The 21,798-nt window shown below is 69.7% G+C and carries 23 protein-coding genes; 7 read left to right on the top strand and 16 right to left on the bottom strand.

What is annotated here, in order from left to right; all coding sequences use genetic code 11:
- The 3 genes from AB0B91_RS05570 to AB0B91_RS05560 are packed head-to-tail and all read right to left on the bottom strand — an operon-like array spanning window position 1 to window position 3,529.
- Complete coding sequence (locus tag AB0B91_RS05570) at window positions 1-1,320, bottom strand: hypothetical protein (RefSeq protein ID WP_358316098.1); 1,320 nt, start codon at window positions 1,318-1,320, stop codon at window positions 1-3.
- Window positions 1,317-2,291, bottom strand: coding sequence for a hypothetical protein (locus AB0B91_RS05565; RefSeq protein ID WP_358316095.1), 975 nt, complete (start codon window positions 2,289-2,291; stop codon window positions 1,317-1,319). Before AB0B91_RS05565 ends, AB0B91_RS05570 begins: the two co-directional genes overlap by 4 nt.
- Window positions 2,291-3,529, bottom strand: a complete 1,239-nt coding sequence (locus AB0B91_RS05560; protein WP_358316092.1) for a Rieske 2Fe-2S domain-containing protein — start codon at window positions 3,527-3,529, stop codon at window positions 2,291-2,293. The genes AB0B91_RS05565 and AB0B91_RS05560 overlap by 1 nt, the downstream gene beginning before the upstream one ends.
- 237 nt (window positions 3,530-3,766) lie before the next feature.
- On the opposite strand from AB0B91_RS05560, the gene AB0B91_RS05555 reads away from it, so the two are divergent.
- Both AB0B91_RS05555 and AB0B91_RS05550 read left to right on the top strand, forming a co-directional pair.
- Window positions 3,767-4,738, top strand: a complete 972-nt coding sequence (locus tag AB0B91_RS05555) for an NAD(P)/FAD-dependent oxidoreductase (RefSeq protein WP_358316089.1) — start codon at window positions 3,767-3,769, stop codon at window positions 4,736-4,738.
- A gap of 30 nt (window positions 4,739-4,768) precedes the next feature.
- The gene (locus AB0B91_RS05550) at window positions 4,769-5,110 is read left to right on the top strand and encodes a ferredoxin family protein (protein ID WP_358316086.1); all 342 of its coding nucleotides are present in this window, start codon (window positions 4,769-4,771) and stop codon (window positions 5,108-5,110) included.
- 55 nt (window positions 5,111-5,165) lie between these two features.
- On the opposite strand, the gene AB0B91_RS05545 is transcribed toward AB0B91_RS05550, so the two are convergent.
- The 3 genes from AB0B91_RS05545 to AB0B91_RS05535 form a co-directional block, all read right to left on the bottom strand.
- Window positions 5,166-5,933, bottom strand: coding sequence for an enoyl-CoA hydratase-related protein (locus tag AB0B91_RS05545; protein WP_358316083.1), 768 nt, complete (start codon window positions 5,931-5,933; stop codon window positions 5,166-5,168).
- A gap of 44 nt (window positions 5,934-5,977) precedes the next feature.
- Window positions 5,978-8,512: a CoA transferase gene (locus tag AB0B91_RS05540; protein WP_358316080.1), complete on the bottom strand. Its 2,535-nt coding sequence runs from the start codon at window positions 8,510-8,512 to the stop codon at window positions 5,978-5,980.
- 90 nt (window positions 8,513-8,602) lie between these two features.
- On the bottom strand, window positions 8,603-10,225 hold the full coding sequence (locus tag AB0B91_RS05535; RefSeq protein ID WP_358316077.1) for an AMP-binding protein: 1,623 nt from the start codon (window positions 10,223-10,225) through the stop codon (window positions 8,603-8,605).
- Between the two features lie 343 nt (window positions 10,226-10,568).
- On the opposite strand from AB0B91_RS05535, the gene AB0B91_RS05530 reads away from it, so the two are divergent.
- A complete protein-coding gene (locus tag AB0B91_RS05530; RefSeq protein ID WP_358316074.1) occupies window positions 10,569-10,811 on the top strand; it encodes a hypothetical protein in 243 nt (80 codons plus the stop codon).
- On the opposite strand, the gene AB0B91_RS05525 is transcribed toward AB0B91_RS05530, so the two are convergent.
- Window positions 10,798-11,697 (bottom strand): DUF4097 family beta strand repeat-containing protein, encoded by a 900-nt coding sequence (locus tag AB0B91_RS05525; protein WP_358316071.1) that lies wholly within the window; start codon window positions 11,695-11,697, stop codon window positions 10,798-10,800. The two genes, AB0B91_RS05530 and AB0B91_RS05525, sit on opposite strands and share 14 nt — an antisense overlap.
- A 100-nt stretch (window positions 11,698-11,797) precedes the next feature.
- Window positions 11,798-12,955, bottom strand: coding sequence for a serine hydrolase domain-containing protein (locus AB0B91_RS05520; RefSeq protein ID WP_358316068.1), 1,158 nt, complete (start codon window positions 12,953-12,955; stop codon window positions 11,798-11,800).
- 223 nt (window positions 12,956-13,178) lie between these two features.
- On the opposite strand from AB0B91_RS05520, the gene AB0B91_RS05515 reads away from it, so the two are divergent.
- Entirely contained in the window at window positions 13,179-13,904 is a 726-nt protein-coding gene (locus tag AB0B91_RS05515) for a MarR family transcriptional regulator (RefSeq protein WP_358316065.1), read from the top strand.
- Between the two features lie 31 nt (window positions 13,905-13,935).
- Here AB0B91_RS05515 and AB0B91_RS05510 read toward each other — a convergent pair whose 3' ends face one another.
- Entirely contained in the window at window positions 13,936-14,562 is a 627-nt protein-coding gene (locus AB0B91_RS05510; protein WP_358316063.1) for a DUF1707 domain-containing protein, read from the bottom strand.
- A 147-nt stretch (window positions 14,563-14,709) separates the two neighbouring features.
- Window positions 14,710-15,291, bottom strand: a complete 582-nt coding sequence (locus AB0B91_RS05505; RefSeq protein ID WP_358316060.1) for a helix-turn-helix domain-containing protein — start codon at window positions 15,289-15,291, stop codon at window positions 14,710-14,712.
- A 167-nt stretch (window positions 15,292-15,458) separates the two neighbouring features.
- On the opposite strand from AB0B91_RS05505, the gene AB0B91_RS05500 reads away from it, so the two are divergent.
- The gene (locus tag AB0B91_RS05500; protein ID WP_358316057.1) at window positions 15,459-16,307 is read left to right on the top strand and encodes an LLM class flavin-dependent oxidoreductase; all 849 of its coding nucleotides are present in this window, start codon (window positions 15,459-15,461) and stop codon (window positions 16,305-16,307) included.
- Between the two features lie 28 nt (window positions 16,308-16,335).
- The gene (locus AB0B91_RS05495) at window positions 16,336-17,262 is read left to right on the top strand and encodes an alpha/beta fold hydrolase (RefSeq protein ID WP_358316055.1); all 927 of its coding nucleotides are present in this window, start codon (window positions 16,336-16,338) and stop codon (window positions 17,260-17,262) included.
- 16 nt (window positions 17,263-17,278) lie between these two features.
- On the opposite strand, the gene AB0B91_RS05490 is transcribed toward AB0B91_RS05495, so the two are convergent.
- The 5 genes from AB0B91_RS05490 to AB0B91_RS05470 all read right to left on the bottom strand — a co-directional run bounded on the left by AB0B91_RS05490 (window position 17,279) and on the right by AB0B91_RS05470 (window position 20,540).
- Window positions 17,279-17,749, bottom strand: a complete 471-nt coding sequence (locus AB0B91_RS05490) for a hypothetical protein (protein WP_358316052.1) — start codon at window positions 17,747-17,749, stop codon at window positions 17,279-17,281.
- On the bottom strand, window positions 17,746-18,267 hold the full coding sequence (locus AB0B91_RS05485; protein ID WP_358316049.1) for an RNA polymerase sigma factor: 522 nt from the start codon (window positions 18,265-18,267) through the stop codon (window positions 17,746-17,748). The genes AB0B91_RS05490 and AB0B91_RS05485 overlap by 4 nt, the downstream gene beginning before the upstream one ends.
- 71 nt (window positions 18,268-18,338) lie before the next feature.
- Window positions 18,339-18,734 carry a tautomerase family protein gene (locus AB0B91_RS05480; protein ID WP_358316046.1) on the bottom strand — a complete coding sequence of 132 codons (396 nt, stop codon included), beginning with the start codon at window positions 18,732-18,734 and terminating at the stop codon, window positions 18,339-18,341.
- 17 nt (window positions 18,735-18,751) lie between these two features.
- The gene (locus AB0B91_RS05475) at window positions 18,752-19,315 is read right to left on the bottom strand and encodes a TetR/AcrR family transcriptional regulator (protein ID WP_358316043.1); all 564 of its coding nucleotides are present in this window, start codon (window positions 19,313-19,315) and stop codon (window positions 18,752-18,754) included.
- Window positions 19,316-19,376: 61 nt separating this feature from the next.
- Window positions 19,377-20,540, bottom strand: a complete 1,164-nt coding sequence (locus tag AB0B91_RS05470) for an FAD-binding monooxygenase (protein WP_358316040.1) — start codon at window positions 20,538-20,540, stop codon at window positions 19,377-19,379.
- 202 nt (window positions 20,541-20,742) lie between these two features.
- On the opposite strand from AB0B91_RS05470, the gene AB0B91_RS05465 reads away from it, so the two are divergent.
- Entirely contained in the window at window positions 20,743-21,132 is a 390-nt protein-coding gene (locus AB0B91_RS05465; RefSeq protein WP_358316037.1) for a nuclear transport factor 2 family protein, read from the top strand.
- Window positions 21,133-21,216: 84 nt separating this feature from the next.
- Here the strand turns inward: AB0B91_RS05465 and AB0B91_RS05460 are convergent, their stop codons facing one another.
- Window positions 21,217-21,651 carry a hypothetical protein gene (locus AB0B91_RS05460; protein ID WP_358316034.1) on the bottom strand — a complete coding sequence of 145 codons (435 nt, stop codon included), beginning with the start codon at window positions 21,649-21,651 and terminating at the stop codon, window positions 21,217-21,219.
- Between the last annotated feature and the right edge of the window lie 147 nt (window positions 21,652-21,798).

The following is a 21,798-nucleotide window of genomic DNA, read 5'->3' as shown; positions in this document are numbered from 1 at the left end:
TTAGTAGTCGGTCTCGGCGCGGGTCCGCGTGGTGGTGTCGACGGCCACCCGTACGAGCAGCTCGCACAGGCGGCGCATGGCTCTGACGTCGACGGTGTTCATCCCGCGGGCGAAGTCGACGTCGAACTCGGTGGAGACGACCTTCGGCATGCCCACCCGGGCGGTCGGGATCCCCCGCGCCCGCAGGATGTTGGCGTCGGTGGCGCCGCTGTTGCCGTCGATGGGCTCGTGCGGGCGGCCGGACACGCTCTCCCAGGCCCGGACCGTACTGCGCACGACCCAGTCCTCCGGTGGCGTGCGGGTGCCCGGGATGGCCAGCACCAGCTCGACCGTCAGCTCCACGTCCAGCTCCGCCGACAGCCGCCGGAGGTACGCCGCCAGCTCGCGCTTGGCCGCCAACGGGGTCGTGCCGGGCTCGATCCGCAGGTCGAGGCGGATACGGCAGGCCGCGGACGTGACGGACGGCATGCGCTCCCAGCCGCCGGCGACCGAGCCGATGATCCCCTGAGGCGCGGCCGTCGCGGTGCGGTGTCGCTCGGGGTAGTCCGCCAGCCACCGTTCCAGCCGGGTCACCACCTCGGCGGCCGTCACGATCGGGTTCTGGTACGGCAGCCGGTGCCGGCTGCCGGAGTAGGTGTGGATGCCGGGGACGACGATCTCGAACCAGCACAGACCGACTTCTTCGTGCGCGACGAAGTCCCCCGGCTTGGCGATCACGGCGTAGTCGGGGTGCCAGCCGCGTTCCAGCAGGAACGAGCAGCCGACACCGTGCCCGGTGTTCAGCCGGCCGGTGCCGTCGATGGCGTTGGTCGGCATGCCGCCCGCCCCGAACGCGACCAGCAGGTCTCCGGCGAGCCGCGCCCGCACCCCGGCCAGGGCCTCACCCACGACGAGGACGCACGCCGCGTGGCCCTTGGGGTTGCTCGCGCCGAGGCCGCTGACGTAAGGGCCGTCGCAACGCGCCTCGGCCCGCATGTCGGGGCGCAGACCGGGGCCGATCCACGGCACGTCCAGGTCCGGGTCACCGGTGGTCAGGGTGTCGATCGGGGCGTACAGCATGAGGTCGGCGCCCGTACCGTCGCCGCTGAGCCGGCCGACCGCGTTGGCCTGGCCGTCGTCGATGCGCTGCACGTGCGCGTCCAGGCCCGCGGCGGCGAGCCGGTCCGCCAGCCATCGGGCCAGCGGTGCCTCCCCGCCGGTGGGGCTGGCGATGGAGGTGACCCCTACCGCCGCCTCGCGCAGGCGGTCCTCGGTGATCGACGCGAGCGCCTCCGTCACGATCCGCTCGCGCTCGGCTTCCGTCATGTCGATCGTGCTCATGCCGACGGTGTTCCTGCCGATGCTGTTCCCGCCGATGGGGCGGGCTCGATGATGGCGACCCCCATGCCGGTCAGCCATTCCGGCATCGGCGCGTACGCCAGCGCCCGCCCGGGGGCGAAGCCCAGCGCCGCGGCCATCATCAGCCAGGTCCGCAGTTCCTGGCCGCCGTTGCCGGCCACGGCCTCGATCTCCTCGGTGGACAGGTTCGCGTAGCGCGACAGCTCGCCCTTCTCCAGCGCGGCGAGGAACTCCTCGTCGAACTCGGGGAAGATGGTCGGCCGCGCGGCGGTGATGATCTGCCGCCGGCGCGCGTCGTACCGCTGCCAGTCACCCCGGCCTTCGCGCCAGGCCTCCACCAGGAACTCCTCGTCCGCCCCCTCGGGGTCCTGCCAGCGGCTCGGCCACGGGAGCCGGTGCGAGAGGCCGCCTGACGCGATGACGGCCACGCGCAGCTCGTGCGGCAGCGCGGCCACCGCGGCGGCGAGGTTGCGCCCCAGCTCGACGCAGCGCCGCATGAGAGGCAGCGGCGTGGCGAACACGTTCACCACCAGCGGGATCACGGGCACGTCGAGGTCACGCAGGAGGTACTGGATCGCGTGGCTCTGGCCGTGGTCGATCTGCAGCTTCGCCGAGATCGCCACCTCGGTGCCCGCGGCCACCAGGGATTCGGCGACGGCCTGGGCGGCGGCGGGGTGGGTGCGCTGCGGTCCCGACGGCGTTCCCGACTCTCCCGAGGAGATGACCTCGTCCACCCCGAGGGTGAAGGCGGGGATCAGGTCCAGCCAGAAGCCGCGGAAGTGGTTGGAGCCGATGATGATCGCCACGTCCGGACGGGCCGCGGCCAGGGCGTCGCGGGCCGTGCCGAGCGCGTCGCGGAAGCGTTCGGCGCGGTCTTTGTGCTCGACCTGCTCCCAGTGGGTGTTCATCAGCGTCGAGTGGGACGCCCCCACACCCAGGACGATCCTGCCCATCAGCCGGCCTGCTTCGAGGGGTTCTCGACAGCCAGTCCGGACGCCCGCAGCCGCTCGATGCGCTCCTCGGTGACGTCCTCGGCGAGCTTGCGCCACTGCAGGAGCGAGTCGTCGGGGCGGTAGAGCCGCTCCGGCGGCGCGTCGGTCACCTCGACCATCCATTTGTCCTGGCCGGAGAACTGGCCATGGAACAGCCAGCGGACCGCGCCGAGATACTTGGCGTAGAAGGGCAGCGTCCTGACGCCCTTCTCGAAGTTGGCCATCACGCCGACATAGAGGTGGTTGTCCGCGTCGACCGGCACATAGAACTCGTAGTGGATGAAGGTCGGATAGACGATGCGCAGGACGCCCGGCATGCTGACCGAGGCGAAGCCGGGGAAGTCCTCGGCGGCGATGGCCGGGTTCACCTTCCGGTGGCTGCCCGTGTTCCCGATGTTGGCGATCTGCTTCGGCGGCTTGAGCTTGAACCACGCCTGGTTGTTCCACCGGCCGAGGCCGGGGAAGTCGGCGTCCCAGTGCTGGGCCTCCTGCACCCGGTAGATCCAGCGGCCACGGCGTTCGATCCGGGTCTCGTTCCACACCGGCATGGCCTTGAACAGCCGCCACAGCGCCGTGCGGTGCAGGTACTTGGCGTGCCCCTCGTCATAGCCGTTCTCGCAGGCGAAGCGCCAGTTCCCCTCGCGCGCCTGAATGCGCGCGCCGACCACGGCCGGGTTGTCGCGCAGTTCCTCGGGGAGTTGGTCGTCGATGGGCGGCGCGTCCTCGCCGTCTCCCACGAAGATCCACACCATGCCGAGGCGTTCCTCGACGTCGTAGGTGGGCTGGGTGACCTTTCCGCAGATCGGTGACTGCGGGCCGTCGGTGATCGCCGCCTTGAGATCGCCTGTCTCCAGGTCGAACGTCCAGCCGTGGTACGCGCACGAGATGGTGCCGGGGAACTGCTGGTTGCCGTAGCTCAGCGGCACGCCCCGGTGCGGGCACCGGTCCTTGAGCGCGTACGCCTTGCCGCCGTCGCGGATGACGACGATCCGCTCGCCGAGCAGGGTGATCGCCTTGGGCTTTCCGGTGATGTGCGAGGAGAACGCCACCGGATACCAGTAGCCGCGGAACCCGCTGCCCGCGCCCTGGTAGTGGGGCCAGCTCGACCAGTCCTGGCGGCCCGGCAGCTTGCCCCGCCGTGACGGCCGGCGCCTGGCAGCGCCTCCGGCCGCAGTCGGCGCATCCGCCTCTGCACTCATTCTCGCCTCCGCTTCCCATGGCTGTGCTCGCGGCGCCCCGATGCGGCCGCCGACCACGACACGCAGTTCACCATCGGCCCGGCCGGGCGCCCAGCGGTTCATCCCGCCCAGCGGACCGTGTCCCACTGAACGAGCCGCGTTCCGGTCAGCGGTCCGCGACCTGCGGGATCCCGCTGCCGGGGTGTGTAGCTTCCGTGGCCTGACAGGCGACTACCGGGAGACCTAGGTGGAACCAGCGTGATCGAGACCGACATCGTGATCATCGGAGCGGGGCCGACCGGCCTCTACGGCGCCTACTGCGCGGGCTTCCGCGGCTTGCGGTCCGTGGTCGTGGACGCGCTGCCTCAGGTCGGCGGGCAGATTTCGGCGCTGTACCCGGAGAAGGAAGTACAGGACGTGGCCGGCGTCCCCGGGCTGTCCGGACGTTCGCTGGTGGCCGCGCTCTCGGCCCAGGCGGCGGCCTACAACCCGGTCTACCTGCTGGGCAGGCAGGCCGTCGAGCTGCGCCGCGACGCGGACGAGCGGCCTGTCGTGCTGCTGTCCGACGGCACGGCCGTCCAGGCACAGGCCGTCATCCTCACCTCGGGCATCGGGACGTTCACCCCGCGCCCGCTGCCGGCCGGCGAGGAATGGCTCGGCCGGGGGCTTTCGTACTTCGTGCCGGACCTGTCCGAACACACCGGCCGCGACGTCGTCGTCGTGGGTGGCGGGGACAGCGCGGTCGACTGGTCGCTGGCGCTGGCGCCGCTGGCCAGGTCGGTCACCCTGGTGCATCGCCGGGCCGCGTTCCGCGCGCACGCCGCCGGCGTCGAGGCCGCCCGGAGAGCCGGGGTCGGCATCGTCGTCGACAGCCAGGTGATCTCCCTGTCCGGTGGCGAGCGGGTCGAGAAGGCGCATCTTCGTACGCGCGGCGAAGCGGACCGGGCGCTGCCCGCGGAGTCCGTCATCGCGGCCCTCGGCTTCATCAGCGACCTCGGCCCGCTCGCGGACTGGGGCCTGGAGCTGCGCGGCAGGTCCGTCCTGGTGAATCGGCGCATGCGCACCAACCTGCCCAGGGTGTACGCGGCGGGCGACCTCGCCGACCACGAGGGCAAGGTCCGCCTGATGTCGGTGGGGTTCGGCGAGGTGGCCACCGCCGTGAACAACGCCGCCGTCGAACTGGACCCCGAACTGGCCCTCTTCCCCGGGCACTCCACGGACACCGCCTGACCCCGTACTCCAGCAGACAGGAGAAGATCCATGAGCTACGTCATCGGCCCGGCCTGCATCGACGTCAACGATCGCGCGTGCGTGGACGTATGTCCCGTCGACTGCATCTACGTCGGCGATCGCAAGAGCTACATCAACACCGCCGAGTGCATCGACTGCGGGGCCTGCGAACCGGAGTGCCCGGTCGAGGCGATCTTCGTCGATCGCACGGCGCGCGGTGACGAGACGCGCACGCTCTTCCTACAGGACTCCAAGGCCTTCTTCACCGAGGTGCTGCCCGGCCGTGACGAGCCGCTGGGCAACCCGGGAGGCGCTCGCAAGGTCGGCGACCTCGACACCGACACCTCGCTGGTCACCGGCTACAGCGGCTGACAACGGCGGAGGTCCGGCCATCCGCCGGACCTCCGCCGTTATCAGCGCGCCGTTATCAGCGGCCGGTGAACCGCGGCGCGCGCTTGTCCAGGAACGCCTGGAGCCCTTCGGCGGCATCGTCGGTGTGGATCAGCTCCATGACCGCCTGGCGCTCCATTTCCAGCGCCTCTTCGATCGGCAGGCCGTACCCGGCGTCCACGATCTGCTTGAGCAGGCCGATGGTCCCGGTCGGCTTGGCCGCCAGGCTCTCGGCGTGCTCGGCCACCACGCGGTCGAAGTCCTCATCGTCCGCCACCACGTCGACCAGCCCCAGATCGAGCGCTTCGGCCGCGGACAGGCGGGCGCCCTCGAACATCAGCCGCTTGGCGCGATGCGGGCCGAGCAGGCGCGGCAGTCGCTGGCTGCCGCCCGCTCCCGGGAACAGGCCCAGGTTGATCTCGGGGAAGCCGATCGTCGCCGAGGCCGCCAGGATACGCAGGTCACAGGCGAGGGACAGCTCGGCGCCGCCGCCCAGGGCGTGACCGTTCATCGCCGCGATCACCGGCTTGGGCGCCAGTTCGAGCAGCCGCTGTACGTCGATCCAGCGGCGCATCTTCACGTGGTTGGCCGTCGAAAGGTCACGCATCACGGCGATGTCCGCCCCCGCCACGAAGAAGCGGCCGGTCCCGCGGATGACCAGGCAGCGGACCGTGACGTCCTTGGCCAGCTCGGGGAGCAGCGCCAGGAACTCTTCGATCATCGCGGGGTCGACGGCGTTGGCGGGCGGGCGATTGATGACGATCGTCGCCGTGCCCCCGTCGCGCCGCACGTCCAGCACGTTCATTTGCCCTCCCGTGGTGTCATTTCAGCGGTTTCATTCCGGCGGCGTCATTCCAGGACCCCAGCCTCGCGTAGCCGGGAGAGTTCGTCGTCATCCATGCCGAGCAGGCCCTTCAGCACCGCGTCGGTGTGCTGGCCCAGCAGGGGGGCCGGTGCCGTAAGCGCGCCAGGGGTGGCGGACATGCGGACGACGATGCCCTCGTGCCGGACCGGACCCGCGAGCGCGTGCTCCAGCACCGGGTAGAAGTCGCGAGCGGCCAGGTGTTCGTCGGCTTCCACCAGGTCCCGGCCGGTGGCGACGACGGCGGCGGCTATGCCCAGCCCTTGCAGCTCGGCCGCCAGGGACTCGCCGTCGTGTTCCGCGCACCAGGCCGCCAGGGCGGCGTCGATCTCGTCCTCGTGCCCGCGCCGCTCCTCCAGCCCGGCGGACGCCGACACCGGCAGCCCAGCGGACGCCGGCTCCGACAGTCCGGCGGACGCCGACCTCGGCAGTCCAGCGTGTTCGGCGAGGCGCCGCCATTCCGCGTCCCCGCGTACGGCCAGCGCGATCCAGCGATCGTCGCCTCTGGTCGGGTACACACCGTGCGGAACCATCCGCGGGTGCCGGTTGGGCTGGGCCGCCGTACGGGAGTCCGTACGGGAGTCGCCGAGTTCCGTCTCCAGCACGGCCGGCCCCATCGACGCGGCCATCGACTCCAGCTGGGAGAGGTCCACGTGTCCCCCGCGACCGGCCGCGATCATGTCCAGGACGGCCAGGACGGCCGAGTTGGCGGCCACCATGTCGCCCAGCCCGAAAGTCAGCCCCTGCGGCTCCTCGCCGGGATCGGCGGTCTCGCTGGTGAGCCCGGACATGGCGGCGAGCGTGTCGGCGAAGGTCACCGCGTCCCGCCAGGGTCCGCTCTGCCCCACACCGGCCATCGACACCAGGATGACGCCGGGGTTCAGCTCCGCCATCCGGTCGTAGGACAGCCCCCACCTGTCGAGCACGCCGGGGCTGAAATTCTCGATGACCACGTCGCATTCGGCGACGAGCCGCCGCAGCACCTCGCGACCGGGCTCGGTACGCAGGTTGAGCGCGACGCCGCGCTTTTCACGGTTGAAGTTGATGAAGTAGCCGCTGTCGTCGAACCCCGCTTCGGGCCGCAGCCTCATCGATGGGGCGAAGCGCGTGGGATCCTGCCGATGCCGGGATTCGATCTTGATGATGTCCGCGCCGTGCTCGGCCAACGTCTTGGTCGCGTACGGGCCCGCGAGCACCCAGGTCAGGTCCAGGACCCGGATCCCGGCGAGCGAGCGTGCGCCAGACCCGTCACTGGACCCCCCCGCAAGCAAGCGCCCGCCGGACCCCTCCCGGACCCCTCGGGGGCGCGAGGTCTGCCAGGGAGTCTCGGCATCGGCGGGAAGCGGCTCGCTAAGGCGTACCGGGCGTGGGAGGCCCGGGGCGGCGAAGGGGAAGCCCACGTCCGTGACGCCGTCGCGCGGCAACCCTTCGCCCAGGATGCGCGTGAAGAAGGCACGCTCGGTGAGCTGGGGGTTGGCGGGCAGGCGGTCGGCCGTGGCGACCTCCGCCCAGGGCAGCGCCCGGGCGCGTCCTTCCGCGGCGATGAACGCGGCGGAACGTTTCGCGGCGAACCTGGCCACGATCTCGTCCACGTGGGCCCGGCCCCGCCAGCGGAAGACGGGATCAGACCACTTCTCCTCCGTCAGGTCCTCGGCCTCGCCCGACTCCGCCATCCAGGCGAGCAGATCCGTCCACATGCGGTCACTACCGGAGTACCCGCCCGCGACATGACCGTCCGCGGCACGGAAGACGCGGTGCGCCACGTGCTCGTACACCCCGCCATTACGGGACGGGTACCGGCCGGCGTGGATCCAGGAGATGGCGGCCGTCTCCAGCGTGGCGGCCACCGCCTCCTGCACGGAGATGTCGATGAGCTGCCCCAGCCCGGTGCGGTCACGGGCGATGACGCCGAGCAGCGCCGCGATGGCCGCGTGCGCCCCCGCGAGCTGGGTGGCCTGCTCGCGGGGCGGCGGCTTGGGCGGCTGGCCGGGCTGCCCGCCCAGCCAGGCCATGCCACCGGCGGCCGCGGCTACGAGGTCGTCGGCTCGCCACGAGCGCCGGGGGCCGGTCGTGCCGAACGGCGTGACCACGACGTGGACCACCCCCGGCCAGCGCGACACCGCGCCGTCTCGCGTACGGTCTCCCGCCCCGGCACTGTCTCCCGCGCCGCCCTGCGTACCGTCTCCCGCGCCGCCCTGCGTACCGTCTCCCGCGCCGCCTTGCGTGCCGTCTTTCGTGCGGGATGCCGTGTCGGCTCCTGCGCGTACGCCGAGTAGCTGGTCGAGGGGGCCGCTCTCGATGACCACATCAGCCTGCTCGACGAGCCGGTCGAGCGCACCAGGGCTCTCCGGGACGCCTACGACCCGCTTGCCCGCATGCCAGTGCAGCGTCTCCGCGCGCGACAGTGCCGGGGCGGGCGAGCGTTCGACGCGTACGACATCCGCCCCGAGCCCCACCAGTAGCCGCGCCCCGTGGAAGGCCAGCTCATCGGTGAGGTCGAGAATCCGCAACCTGTCCGGCATGCCGGTCTCCTCCCATGTGCAGAAGGCTCGAACGTAGAGCGCGGGATCGCCGGAACGCGACCCTCCCGGTCTGTCCAGCGGTCCACGTGGTCAGGCTTGGGCGTCCCAGGCGTCCGATGGGACTCCGGCACCGCGCAGCTCCCCCTTGACCACCTTGGTGTTGGTGTTGCGCGGCAGGTCGTCGAGCACGCGCACGTAGCGGGGGACGGCGTGTCGCGGGAGCCGATCCAGGCACCAGGCGTGCACCTGCGGCGCGCGCAGTACGGCTCCGGGCGCCACGGTCACCGCCACCAGCACCTCCTCCTCGGTCAACTCCGAGGGCACGCCCACCGCGGCCACCTCCAGGACACCGGGCATCGCGGCCACCACCTGCTCCACGTCCCAGGTCGCGATGTTCTCGCCGCGCCGCCTGATGACATCCGCGCGGCGACCGGCGAAATACAGGAACCCGTCCTCATCGAGCCACCCGCGATCCCCCGTCCAGAACCACCCGTCGCGCAGAACCTTCCCGGTGGCCTCGTCATCACCGGCATACCCGGTGAAGACGATCGACCGCGCCCTCGGCCGGGCGGTGATCTGCCCGACCTGTCCCGCCGGCAGCGGACGCCCGTCCTCGTCACTGATCACCACCTCGTACTCCGGTACGGGCTGCCCGGCCGCGCCCGGCCGCCGAACGTCGGGCGTGCTCGCCGCCACATCACCGAGCTCGGTACACGCGTACGCCTCCAGCAGCAACACACCGAACCGATCCAGAAATCGCCTCGACAGGGCCTCGGGCGCCGGTCCGCCATAGGCGCGGCGTACCTGGTGGCGATCATCGTCGGCGGCCACGGGAGCCCGTTCCAAGATGGCCACCATCGCGCCCATGAAGTTGAACGCGGTGACCCCTTCTCGCCGGCAGGTCTCCCAGAACCGGGAAGCGGAGAAACGCGCGTGCGCCACCAGCGTGGCGCCGCTGATCAACGCGGGGAGCAGACCCGCGTGCCGGACGTTGATGTGGTTCCAGGGAAAAACGTTGAACAGCACGTCGTCCGCACCGTAATCCATCGTGTGGGCTACCCGCCGGGCATGCCGGACCCCGGCGAAATGCGGCAACAGCGCCGCTTTGGCCCGGCCGGTGGTGCCCGACGTCGCCATCACCACGGCCGGATCCGCCGGCCCCGGACGCCACGACGCAAGCCGGCCCGGCGAAGCGACCAAATCCCCCAAATCGACCGAACGTCGACCCGGCGAAGCGAGCAAGCCCTCCAGATCGACCGAACCTGGCACCCCAGCCTGCTTCCCCTCCCTCACCAGCACCACGTGCTCCATCTCCGCGGCCAACGCGATCAGATCGGGGTTGCCGCCCAAGGCGTCCGTCCCGACGATGAGCACCCGCGCCCCCGTCACCCCGGCGAGTTGCCGGGCTGCCGCCGGCCGTACATCCAAAGCCAGCGGCACCTCCACCGCGCCGAGCCTGGCCAGAGCGAAGACCACCTCGATCAACCGCCGGCCGGGACGCAGACACGTGACCACCCGATCGCCGGGCGCCACCAGACCCGCCAGCCCCCGCGCCACGGCGAGCGCCCCCTCGTGGCACTCCCCGACACGCAGCGACGTCCCGTCCTCGAACCGCACCAGCTCCGCCTCCGGCGCACTGGCCGCGCGGCGTTCCAGCACGTCAAGCATCGTCTCGGGCGAGGCCGTGACATCGTCCGCACCACGATTACCCATGTTCTCCCCCTGATCGAGACGGTTCGCCCACCGGACTCCGGATGGAGGGCCCGTCCGGCAATCCCGCACCATATGAGGATGTCTTATACCTCATCGCATAGAACCAAGAGGTTCGTCCGCTGATGGGCGACATCATCCATATTCGCGGAGTCTGGCGCGAGGCTGAGATCACGTTCACCGCCTCCGCAGACCTCCCCGGAGCCCGGTGGGTACGCCACGGTGGGCGTCTGGGCCGACCTCATCCACGATGACGGGCGCGCCGTGCGCAGGCCGGTGTTCTATGACGGTGGCCGCATCCGGCGGATCAGATTCAGCAGTTCTCCCGCGACACACGGCACGTGGCATGTGGCGCTGGAACACCCACGCATCGATCAACGACCCGGGGCTGCGCGTCATCGACGGCTTGGGCGAGGGCGAGGTGGCAGGCGAGGGCGTGGGCGAGGTGGCGGGCGCGGTCGCAAGCGCGAGTGCAGGCGAGGTGGCAGGCTCGGTCGCAAACAAGGTCGCGAGCGCGGTGGCGGGCGTGTCGGGTCGTCAGCTTCTACGGCGAGCGTCCTTGGGTGGTTCCGGAGTCAGGCGCGTCTGATCACGATGTCGCCGTCATGGCTGCGGGCGCGTATTTCGACGACCTCGTCGGACCCCTCCGCGTCGTCGTGCGGATCGAGGGAGTTGCGCAAGCTGCCGTTGGCCGTGCTGACGTCGAGCCACGCGGCGGTGCCCCGCGTGATGCCGACCTCGACGTCGCCGGACTGGCTGGCCAGGACGACCGAACCGCGGGTGACCTCGCCGATCCGCACGCTGCCGTCCACAGACTTGGCCTCGATCGCGCCGTGGGCGCGGTCGACGGCCATGTCGCCGCTGTCGCTGATCAACCGGAGGTCGCCGGTGATGTCGCGGATGTGGCTCTCGCCATCGTCGTTCCTGATCGACGCGGTGCCGTCGATCTCGTGGACCGTGATCTCGCCCGACGCGCTGGTGATCTCGGCGTGGCCGGTAACCCGCTCGACGGAGATCTCGCCGCTGTCGCTGGTCAGGTCCACCGGGCCGGCCTGGTCCAGCCGGATGTCGCCGTAGTCGGTACGGAGCCGGCACTCGCCGAGCCTGCCCGAGCAGTCGAAGCCGCCGCCCATCGTCTGGCCGTGCACGTGCGAACCCGACGGCAGTTCGATCGTCACCTGCACCGATGCGCAGCCGCCGACCAGCAGGCCCCGGCTGAGCTGTTTCACGGCCTCGACGATCAGGTTGCCACGATGGGGGCGGGGCGGCTCCGAGCCCTGGCGGCTCGCGCTCGTGACGACCAGGGTGCCATGCTCGTAGCCAACCTGGATCGCGGCCTCCTCGTCGTCATCGTCGTGCCGCACCTGGACCACCGTTTCCGTGCGGTCGCTCGCGATGATCCGCACGTCGCCGCCGGGCAGGTCGATCCTGACCGAGATCGGCTCAGGGGTGTCGAACGTGGGATGAAGTTCCATGACGCCATTCTGACGCTATTTCGACGCCATGACAAGTTCTCGTGCCACCGATGATGTCACATTGGCGTCATCACACAGAGAGAGTGGGGCAGGCGGCCTGTCAGGACTCGGCTGGGCAGAACTCCGCCGCGAGCACGTCGCTGAAGACGCCGAGGCCGCTCCAGTCGCCGTTGACCTGGCTGACGACCATGTGCTTGCCGTCGCGGGTGCCCATGGCGTACGTCCACGACCCGTAGGTGGCGCCGGCGTTGCCCCAGACCGTGACGCCGCACGACAGCTTCTGGGCGAAGACGCCGAGGCCGTATGTGGTGCCGGGGATCCAGTTCTGGGTCGTGACCATGGTGAACATCTCCCGCTGCTGGGCGGCCGGCAGCAGGCGTCCGCCCAGCAGTGCGCCGAAGAACCGGCCGAGATCCCCGGTGGTCGAGACGATGCCGCCGGCCGACCAGGCGAAGGACTGGTTCATCTCGGTCGCGTCGTAGATCTTGGGGTCGGCGTCCTGGGAGAACAGCGTGGAGTAGTGCACGGGGTGCACCCCGCGGATCTTCGCCTCGCCACCCGGCAGGTACGTCCCGGTCAACCCCAGCGGGCGGAGGATCAGCCGGGAAAGCTCTTCGGTGTACGTCCTGCCGGTCGCCTTTTCGACGATCATGGCGGCCAGGAAGTAGTTGGTGTTGGAGTACGCGAACCCCCCGCCCGGCTGGAAGTAGGGCGGGTTGGCCAGGCCGATCCGCACCAGTTCCTCAGGGGTGTACGTGTCGTAGCGGTTCTTGAACCACGCGGCGCCCACGCCCTTGGCGAAGAAGTCCTTGTCGTTGCCGTAGTTGAAGATCCCGCTGGTGTGGTTGAGCAGCCGCCGGACGGTGATCTTGCCGCCGTCGTAGCCGTTGCCCTTGACCAGGCCGGGCAGCCACTTGTCCACCGTGTCGTCCAGGCTCAGCTTGCGTTCGGCCGCCAGTTTCAGGACCAGGGCGGCCGTGAACGCCTTGGTGGCGCTCCCGATCCTGAACCGCTCCTGCGCCTGGCGCTTGCGACCGGTCTTGGTGTCGGCCACGCCCGCCGAGCCGAACCACTTCCCGCGACCGTCACGGACCTCGGCGACGATGCCGGGAGCACCGCTCTTGGCCACGGCATCGTCGAGCGCCCGCTGGACCCCGGCATGGCCGGACGCGGATGCCGCGGGGGCCGCCATGGTGGCCCCCGCCACCGTCACCGCGGTGATGAGCAGCCGTGCCGCGACAGGGAGGGATCTGGTCATGTCGATTCCTTTGCGATAGTACGTGTTCAGCGCATGACAAAAGCTACTTTGCCTTTACGAAACTGTCAACGTAAATGATGAATCTATTTCTATTTGTGCAGGTAGAAGCGTCGCTTCTTGCAATGAGTATGAAGTCGAATGCAACATGCACTCACCGGCTATTGCAATGAGATGCTCGCGAACGCAATACTGTCGAAAACACAGCAACAGGAGGCGACCACCGATGCCGGGAGGCAGGCTCACCCATCAGGACCGCCGCCACATCGCCGAGGGGTTGGCCGGCGGACTCACCTACACCGAGATCGCCAGGCGCCTCGAACGACCGACCTCGACCATCACCCGGGAGGTGACCCGCAATGGTGGCGCCGGCGGCTACCGGCCCGACCAGGCACACCAGGCGACAGAAAGCCGTGCCCGCCGGCGCAGGCCGACCCCGGCCCAGGGGCCACGGGTCGCCGGCGAGGCGCACGGGCGGGACCCGGAAGCGGTCCACGAGCTGGAGGAGCAGTTCACCGTATTGATGATCCAGACAGGGCTGCCGCGCATGACCGCCCGGGTGCTCACCTGCCTGTACACCACCGACAGCGGCAGCCTCACCGCCGCCGAACTCGTCCAGCGCCTCCAGGTCAGCCCGGCGTCCATCTCCAAGGCCATCGGGGAGCTCGAACAGCAGGAGCTGATCCGGCGCGAACGCGACCCGCGGCGGCGGCGCGACCGGTACATCATCGACGACGACGTCTGGTTCCGATCGTGGCTGGCCAGTGCCCGGCAGAACGCCACGCTCGCGGAGTTCGCCCGCAAAGGAGCCGAGGTCCTCGGCGCCACCACACCCGCCGGCACCCGGCTACAGGACGCGGGCCGGTTCTTCGAGCACGTCGGCCAGGACATGATCCAGGCAGCCGAACGCTGGCGGCAGCTCTTCTCCGGCAGCCGGACGACAGACAGTTAGCACGCCGAAGCCATGCGCCGGCCGCGTGGGGTCAAGCCCTGGCAAGTCGGCGCGCGGAGCGAACTCTCAGGCGGCCGTAGCCGAGCTTCCCGGTGACCTGGACGTGCAGCGCCCCTGGACGCGGCCGACCCGCCGTCTTGCAGATCACGCTGCCCCATTCGGTCTGCGTCCCGTCGACGTTGGCCGTCGCGCCGGGAGGCAGGACGATCGTGGCGGAGCCGTACGCGAGCTGGAGGTCGATCTCGATCTCGGAATGCGCGATGACGGCCCGCGACAGGTCGAGGACCACGCCGCCGTAATCGGACTCGATCCGCAGCAGGCGCGGGACCTGCCAGTCGCCCGTCCGTCTGACGCGCCCGTTGGTGGTCTTCAGCCGGACCACCTCGTCGGGGGGCTCGGGCAGGTCGGCGACAGCCCGCGCCAGCTCGGCCCGAGTCACGGCGCTGAGAGCCGTTTCGAGCCGCTCTTCCATCTCGGCGAAGCCGAGGCGTCCGTCGGCGAACGCCCGCTGGACGCGCGCGATGATCGGGTCGCGATCGACGTCGTGGAGCCGTGCCAGGGGGTGGGCCATTGACTGACCGCTCACTTCTACCGCCGTGTGTCCGGCGGGTGAGCGCGCGACGCGGTGGAGGTGCTCGACGTGCGGCACAGAATCCATGACACAACTATGACGCCATCGTGGCGCCATCGCAAGCCTCAATGACCTACGATGACGCCACGCGGACCTCGCGCCGCGCAGCTGGACGCTGGACCTGACAGACATTCGGATCATCGTTCCGTATGTGCCGTCCGATACGCGCGGCGGCTAGTGCGGCAGGCGCAGGCCCGCGATGAGGAGTTCGACCAGCCGGCGCGCGTCGTAGCGGGGATCGTTGTCCGCGCCGATGCAGAGGTTTCCGACACCGCGCATGAGCTCGTAGGCATCGATGTCCGCGCGGATCTGGCCGGCGACGGCCGCGGCGTCGAGCAGTTGGGCGCACACGGGCACGAGCCGGTCGAGGAAGTACGCGTGCAGCGTGTCGAAGCCGGCGCTGTCGGACTGCAGCACGGCGGCGAGTCCGTGCTTGGTGACCAGGAAGTCGACGAAGAGGTTGATCCATCGCCCCAGCGCGGCGTGCGGGGTCGCGCCGCTCGCCAACAGGGCCGGACCGGCCTCGGCGCAGGCCTCGACCTGGTGTCGGTAGACGGCGATGATGAGATCCGCCCGAGTCGGGAAGTGGCGGTAGATCGTGGCCAGCCCGACCCCCGCCCTGGCCGCGATGTCGCGCACCGGCGCCTCGACGCCCGAGGTCACGAAGACCGCCGCGGCGGCGTCGAGCAGCGTCCTCTCGTTGCGCCGGGCGTCGGCCCGCTTGCGCGGGGCCGCGCCCCCTGCGCTGTCGTTCACCGTGTCATTCCCTCCGTTGCCGAACTTGCCAAACGGAACAACGTTCCTTATCGTAATCGGAACAAGGTTCCTCTTGCTCATCATGCCAGAGCACCAAGCCACGCGCTTCCTCGTGTCAAAAGGACGAATACCCCATGCCACAAACACCCCGGACTCGCTTCGGGATCATGACCGCCCCATCACAGGTCGACTACCAGGACATCCTGCGGGTCTGGCGCGAGGCCGACACGATCCCGGAGATCGAGCACGCGTGGCTGTTCGATCACCTCATGCCGATCTTCGGCGACCCGAACGGACCGACCCACGAAGGCTGGACGCTGCTCTCGGCCCTCGCCCCACAGACCCGGCGACTGCGGATCGGCGTGCTCGTGACCAGCAACCGCTTCCGGCCGCCCGCGATGCTGGCCAAGATCGCGGCGACCGTCGACATCGTCTCGGGTGGACGGCTCGACTTCGGTATCGGCGTCGGCTCGCGGCCCGGCCACCCGCTGGCCCGGCGCGAGTACGAAGCACACGGCCTGCCCTTCCACGAAACCGCCCACGCCGTGGGCAGCCTCGCCGAAGCATGCACCGTGATCCGGCGGCTGTGGACCGAGACCGAACCGTTCGACTTCGACGGCACCCACGTCCAGCTCACCGGAGCGTTCGGCAACCCCAAACCCGTCCAGCGCCCCCATCCGCCGATCATCATCGGCGGGCGCTCGGCCGCGACCCTGCGTGTGGTCGCCGAGCACGCCGACCTCTGGAACATCCCCGGCGGCGACATCGACGACGTCGTCCAGCGCAGCGCGCTGCTGGACCGCTACTGCGCCGAGATCGGCCGGGACCCCGCCTCGATCATCCGCTCGATCCACCTGCCGGTCTCCTACGACCATCCCGGCACCACCCGGGACGCGATCGGCGAAGCGATCGACGCCGGCTTCCGGCACATCGTTCTCGGACTGCAGGCGCCCTACCCCGCCGACGTCGCACGGTGGGTCACCGACGAGCTCATCACCACCTCGGCCCAGCGATGACACACACATTTGGAAGGAAGACGTTGCTATGAGCCAATCAGACCTGGCGCTCACGGACGAGCCCACTGCGATCGTCTCGGTGAAGCCGGTAGTGCTGCCAGCCCCGGGCCGCGATGAGGACCTGCGAGTACGCGTGTCCGCGCCCGCGATCGGCCGCGAATTGCCGATCATTATCTTCTCGCACGGCTTTGGCGAGTCGTTGGATGGTTACGCCCCGTTGGTCGACTTCTGGGCCGCTCACGGCTTCGTGGTCATCCAACCCACCCATCTCGACTCGCGGACGCTGAGCCTTCCCCCTGACGATCCCCGTACCCCACTGATCTGGCGTTTCCGGGTCGAGGACCTGAAGCGCGTCCTCGACCAGCTTGATCTCCTTGAAGCCTCCGTTCCCGGCCTCAGCGGGCGCCTCGATCGAAGCCGCATCGCCGTGGCCGGACACTCGTGGGGCGGCCAGACGGCGAGCTTGCTGCTGGGCGCGCGAGTCCTCGATCCCGAGGGCGGAACGGGAGAGGACCTGTCCGACTCGCGGATCACAGCGGGTGTGCTGCTTGCCGCTCCTGGGCGGGGCGGAGCCGACCTGACTCCGTTCGCGGCCGAGCACTTTCCCTTCATGAACCCGAGCTTCGCGAACATGACCACGCCGACCCTGGTGATCGCGGGGGATCGGGACCAGTCCGCCCTGTCCGTTCGGGGGCCGGACTGGTTTACCGACCCGTATCTCTTGAGCCCCAGCGGAAAGTCCCTGCTTACGCTGTTCGGGGCGGAACACTCGCTCGGCGGAATTTCCGGATACAACGTCACGGAAACGACGGATGAGAACCCCGAACGAGTCGCCCTGATCCAGCAGCTCACATGGGCTTACCTGCGCCATGTTCTCTACCCCGAAGACAAGAGCTGGCAGGCGGCGCGCTCCGCGTTGACGGAAGCGCCTGATCCGCTGGGACGGATCGACTGACGGGCGCATGGACCTGTCACCCGGTCAGTTCCCGCTTGCGGCGCAGCAGGGCGGCCCGCCCGGCATGGGCCCGCACCGCGAGCACAGCGGCCACGGCGATGAAAACGACCCCGACCACGACGGCGGGAAGCAGACCGGATCCGCGTTGGGCGGCGAGGGTCATGGTGAGGGCGGTCGTGGCGATCGAAGCGGCCAGGGCGAGCCAGGCGGCGATCACCCGGTCCAGGGCGAACAGTGCGGCCCGCCGTGTGATCGCCCAGCTTCCGTACCCGGCCCACGCCAGGCAGAACAGCGTGAACATGGCGAAGGCGAGTTGGGTACGGCCCGGCAACGGACCAGGTTCGGTGGCCCAGAGCAGGACCACGAAGACGGCCCCGGCCAGCCCTGCCACCAGGGCCGCGACGCCGCGGAGGCGCCGCCACGGGGACAGGGCCCCCGACAGCCGCTCGATCATCTGTTCCGCCGACAGGCGCGGCTCGTCGTTCATCGCTGGAATCCCTTCTCGATCAGGTGCTCACGCAGCAGGCGACGGGCCCGGTTGAGCCGGGACTTGACCGTGCCGACCGGGACGGCGCAGATCTCGGCGCAGTCCTCGAGCGAGAGATCCTCCAGATAGAACAGCACCAGGATCTCCCGTTCGAGGGCCGGCAGCCCGGACAGCCCGGTGACCAGCTCGGCATGGTCCACCAGCGCGGTGATCGAGTCCTCGGCGACCGGCTCCGGCGGGGCCGGTGCCTCGGCCTCGCCGTACTGTTCGCGCAGCCGGTTGGTCACCGCCCGCCTGGCGATCGTGAACAGCCAGGGGGTGAACCGGCCGGGGTCCTTCAGCCGGGGCAGCCCACGGATCACGGCCAGCCAGATCTCCTGGGTCACGTCGTCGGCCCTGTCGGCATCCAGCATGCGCCGCACATACCTCCATACCGGCACATGCCAGGCAGCCACCAGCTCGGTGAACGCCGCACGTTCGCCGAGCTGGCAGCGGACCACCAGTAACTCGTCGGTCATCTCGTTCTCCTGTCGCCCGTCACCAAGCACAGTCGGTGAGTGAGGCCGCCAGGTTCACGCCGCCGGCACGCTCACAGGCCGACCTCCGCGTACTGCGCCACGCCGTCGCCGAATGACCAGTCGAGCGGCTCGTTCTCGGTGATCGTGACGAACACGTTCCGCGGCTCGGTGCCCGCGTACTCCTCGGCGAGCTCGGCGATCCTGCGGTAGAGAGCCTGCTTCTGCGCCGCGGTGCGTCCGGAGCGCATGGTGATGGCGACGAACACGAGGTCGTCGTCCCGGTGTACGCCGAGGTAGTGGCCGTCGTAGCGGAACAGGCGCCGCGTGCCGTCGTGGCTGGTGAGCACCTGGAACAGGTCGTCTTTCGGGATGCCGATGGCGTCGACCAGGGCATCGTGCACGGCCCGGCCCAGGGCCTCCAACCGCTTCTCGTCTGCACGGAGCGCGTCAATGCGTACAAATGGCATGGTTTTCTTCTTTCAGCTCAGTGGGCATGTCCGGCGAGCAGGCCGAGCGCGCCGTCAACGGCCTGCGCGTACACCTCCGCGTCGCCGGCGGCGCGGGCCAGCACGTATCCGCCCTGCAGCACCGCGACGAGCGCGGTGGCGGTGGCCGACGGGTCGAGCGCGGTGTCGAGCTCGCCGTCCGCCCGTGCTTCGGTGAGAACCCCGGCGAGCCGGGTGCGCAGCCAGGCGAAGGTCTCCTCGACCGGACGGCGCAACGTGGGATCGGCCATCACGTCCCGGTCCTGGGTCAGCCGCCCGACCGGGCAGCCCCGGAGTGCCTCCCGCTCCCGGCGCAGGTACGTGGTGATCCGCTGGACCGGAGCTCCGGGGCCGGAGAACTCCGCCTCCGCGCGATCGCGCAGCTCCTCGGCGCTGCGGGTGATCGCGGCCAGCGCCAGATCGGGCTTGCCGCGGAAATGGTGGTACATGCTGCCCTGACCCGCCCCGGCCCGCTGCTGGATCGCCTTGGGCGAGGTGCCCACGTATCCGTACTCCCACAGCAGCTCGCGGGTGCTCTCGATCAGCCGTTCCCTGGTGTCCACGCACTGACCGTACATACTAGTAGGTACAGAGCGCAACTCCGCCGCGATCAGCTCATCCGGCTCATACGCCCCTCGAGAACAGCGACGAGAGCCGTACGCCCACTTGGTCGATCCGGTAGTACAGCCGGGGCGGGATGTGCGAGAGCAGCCGGGAATGCCGCTGACCGAGCAGCGTGACCACCTGGGACGGCGGCAGGCCGATGTAGCGCGGGAGGTTCTCGTACCACCGGGAGCTGTAGCGGGCCGATGTCTGGGTGGAGCGGATCGCGGCCTTGCGCTGCCGCTCGTAGCGGGCGAGGGCGGGCTGGAGGGGTGTGCCCCCGTGCAGCGCGCCGACCAGGAAGGCGGCATCCCCCAGCGCGAGGGCGGTGCCCGTGCCGATGGAGTAGTGCGTGGTGTGCGCGGCGTCCCCGAGCAGCACGAGGTTGTCGTGGTACCACTTCCGGTTGGTCAGGGTGCGGAAGTTCAGCCAGTGCGCGCTGCCGTCAGGGTGCGCCCGGCCGATCAGCGGGTGCCCGTCCAGCATGTCGACGAAGAGCTTCTCCAGGAGGGACAGGCCGTCGGCCTCGTTCGCCTCGTGGAGCCCGAGCCCCCTCCAGGTCTCGGGGGCGCACTCGATGACGCAGGTGCTGTGGTGCTCGCCGAATCCGTAGCCGTAACACCAGATCCAGCCGTGCGCGGTCTCCGTGAAGCCGAAGGTGAAGTGGTCGAAGATCTTGGTGGTGCCGAGCCAGGTGTAGATGTTCCGCCCGACCGCGATCTCGGTGCCGAAGTGGTCGGCGTGGCGCTCGCGCAGCGCGCTGTTGACACCGTCGCCGGCGACGACGAGGTCGGCATCGGCCAGCTCGTCCTCGTCGGCGATCTCGTGCTCGAACTCGATGCGCGCGCCGAGGGAGCGGGCCCGCTCGGTGAGGATGCCGAGCAGCTCGTGCCGGCCGATGCCGAAGCCCTCGTCCCCGCTCTCCACCGTCACCGTCGCGCGGTCGCCGACGTGGGCCACCCAGCTGTCCCAGCGGACCGAGCTCTCGCGGATGGCGTGCGCGGATTCGGGGTCGGCAGCGTGCAGGCTGTGGAGTAGTTCGTCCCAGTAGGTCACGCCCCAGCCGTACGTCGATCCGGCCGGATTCCGCTCGTAGACGGTGATGTCATGGGACGGGTCCACCAGCTTCATCAGGATCGAGAAGTACAGGCTGGCGGGTCCGCCGCCGACGCAGGCGACTTTCACACGAGCTCCCGTTGGTGACAGAAGGTAGTCAACACGTAACATAGAGTAGCAGACGTGTGTACGACGGGACAGTCTGCTCCCGCTCCGCCACCGGTCACGAGATACCCAATTATCTGGACCGCCTCAGGGACCTGCGGATTTGACCCTGTCACCGGCGTCAACGTTTACCCTCGGTCCCCAACCGCCGACGAACGGACAGCCCATGAGCACGGACCGCGCCACCCTCCTCAAGCACGACCAGAGCTTCTTCGACGCCTTGGTGGCCAACGACCTCGACCACCTGAAGGAGTTGCTGGCGGACGACTTCATCCTGGTGGGGGTCGAGGACGGGGCGGTCGCCGACAAAGGGATCGTGCTCGACCTGGTGGCGTCGGGGTCGCTCCAGTTTCCGCGGATCGACTCCTTCCCGGACGAGGCGATTGTCCGAGTCATCGGGAAGGTGGGCATCGTCGTTGGACGTACCGGGATGAACTTCACGAACCCCGACGGCACCACGTTCAGCGCCGGGAGCCGCTACACCCACGTGTACGCCGCCGACGCCCACGGCTCCTGGCGCCTCACCTCCGCTCAGGGCACCGCGATCAAGGCCTGACGTCCGTTGGGACGAACAGCGCCTCGAACGCCGATCCGCCGTCGTCGGTACGGGTGATCCTGGTGAAACGCACGCTCTCCTCCATCAACTCGCCTCGATGAACTGGTGGTCGGTACGGATCCTGCCGTCGCCGTCCAAGGCCAGGACGTCCAGGCCCCCGCCGACGGCCTCGGCGCCGCGGGCCGACACCATCGACCACCGGACCCCGACCACGTTGGGCATCAGGAGGAACGCGTCCCCGCGAGCCCGGAAGACATACTCGCCCGGCGCGACGAACATCTCGTAGGCACGGGCCACCCGGGCGTCCAAGGCGTCGAAGCCGCGGACTTCCAAGGGCGGCACGGGGAACGCGAGCTGCTCGGCGGCTTCGCGGATCTCCTGGGGCGGGTCGACCAGGACCTGGATCCCGTCGTGCGCCCACAGCTCGCGGATGAGCGCGCTTCGAGCCGCCGCATCGGGCTCGTTCCACTGGGCGACATATCGGTCGGCCAGCACTTTCACGTCAAGTTCGTTGCTCATGCGCAGCAGTGTGCTGGCCCGACCTGCGCCTTGGCGATTCCCCGCAGGGAATCGCGCAGCCAAAGGCACAATTAACTTCGTCAAGAATTGAATTCCGCCAGGCTCGCATTTACGCTCCATAGGTCCGATGTCTCCGCACCCCCCGGT

The organism is Nonomuraea sp. NPDC049141 (genome assembly GCF_040648415.1).
Taxonomy (GTDB): domain Bacteria; phylum Actinomycetota; class Actinomycetes; order Streptosporangiales; family Streptosporangiaceae; genus Nonomuraea.
This window is presented reverse-complemented; position numbering and strand designations above follow the sequence as displayed.

Coding starts and splice junctions, on each gene's coding strand:
- AB0B91_RS05485 (WP_358316049.1), bottom strand. CDS start 18,267: ATGACCGACGAGTTACTGGTGGTCCGCTGCCAGCTCGGCGAACGTGCG.
- AB0B91_RS05535 (WP_358316077.1), bottom strand. CDS start 10,225: ATGGGTAATCGTGGTGCGGACGATGTCACGGCCTCGCCCGAGACGATG.
- AB0B91_RS05510 (WP_358316063.1), bottom strand. CDS start 14,562: ATGGATTCTGTGCCGCACGTCGAGCACCTCCACCGCGTCGCGCGCTCA.
- AB0B91_RS05515 (WP_358316065.1), top strand. CDS start 13,179: ATGCCGGGAGGCAGGCTCACCCATCAGGACCGCCGCCACATCGCCGAG.
- AB0B91_RS05570 (WP_358316098.1), bottom strand. CDS start 1,320: ATGAGCACGATCGACATGACGGAAGCCGAGCGCGAGCGGATCGTGACG.
- AB0B91_RS05495 (WP_358316055.1), top strand. CDS start 16,336: ATGAGCCAATCAGACCTGGCGCTCACGGACGAGCCCACTGCGATCGTC.
- AB0B91_RS05530 (WP_358316074.1), top strand. CDS start 10,569: ATGTGGCGCTGGAACACCCACGCATCGATCAACGACCCGGGGCTGCGC.
- AB0B91_RS05545 (WP_358316083.1), bottom strand. CDS start 5,933: ATGAACGTGCTGGACGTGCGGCGCGACGGGGGCACGGCGACGATCGTC.
- AB0B91_RS05565 (WP_358316095.1), bottom strand. CDS start 2,291: ATGGGCAGGATCGTCCTGGGTGTGGGGGCGTCCCACTCGACGCTGATG.
- AB0B91_RS05500 (WP_358316057.1), top strand. CDS start 15,459: ATGACCGCCCCATCACAGGTCGACTACCAGGACATCCTGCGGGTCTGG.
- AB0B91_RS05550 (WP_358316086.1), top strand. CDS start 4,769: ATGAGCTACGTCATCGGCCCGGCCTGCATCGACGTCAACGATCGCGCG.
- AB0B91_RS05540 (WP_358316080.1), bottom strand. CDS start 8,512: ATGCCGGACAGGTTGCGGATTCTCGACCTCACCGATGAGCTGGCCTTC.
- AB0B91_RS05480 (WP_358316046.1), bottom strand. CDS start 18,734: ATGCCATTTGTACGCATTGACGCGCTCCGTGCAGACGAGAAGCGGTTG.
- AB0B91_RS05525 (WP_358316071.1), bottom strand. CDS start 11,697: ATGGAACTTCATCCCACGTTCGACACCCCTGAGCCGATCTCGGTCAGG.
- AB0B91_RS05465 (WP_358316037.1), top strand. CDS start 20,743: ATGAGCACGGACCGCGCCACCCTCCTCAAGCACGACCAGAGCTTCTTC.
- AB0B91_RS05460 (WP_358316034.1), bottom strand. CDS start 21,651: ATGAGCAACGAACTTGACGTGAAAGTGCTGGCCGACCGATATGTCGCC.
- AB0B91_RS05490 (WP_358316052.1), bottom strand. CDS start 17,749: ATGAACGACGAGCCGCGCCTGTCGGCGGAACAGATGATCGAGCGGCTG.
- AB0B91_RS05520 (WP_358316068.1), bottom strand. CDS start 12,955: ATGACCAGATCCCTCCCTGTCGCGGCACGGCTGCTCATCACCGCGGTG.
- AB0B91_RS05560 (WP_358316092.1), bottom strand. CDS start 3,529: ATGAGTGCAGAGGCGGATGCGCCGACTGCGGCCGGAGGCGCTGCCAGG.